The 265-nt window shown below is 47.2% G+C and carries 1 protein-coding gene; it reads right to left on the reverse strand.

Going from position 1 to position 265, the window contains the following annotated elements; translation table 11 throughout:
- Positions 1-265: Ig-like domain-containing protein (locus tag IAE19_RS16510; protein WP_227611211.1), on the reverse strand; the 265-nt coding region annotated here is incomplete at both ends.

The raw sequence follows: 265 nt of genomic DNA on the forward strand, positions 1-265 counted from the left end.
TAATTGCATCTGTATCATTGACTGGATTGACAACAGGGGCAGTTGGCGCCACTGTGTCAATTACCACTGTCCCAGTGGTTGTCCCCACGTTTCCTGCTGCATCCGTTGCATTTACCACAACAGTATGCGAACCATCAGTTAAGGTTGGTAACGTATTGTCTGCCAGAGTCCAGGTTCCATCACCGTTATTCGTAGCTGGATAACTCACCCCATCAACAACAATTGTGACTTTTGCAGTAGGATCATCAACCGTTCCATGCAATGC

This window comes from Acinetobacter sp. S40 (genome assembly GCF_016624705.1).
Lineage (GTDB): Bacteria > Pseudomonadota > Gammaproteobacteria > Pseudomonadales > Moraxellaceae > Acinetobacter.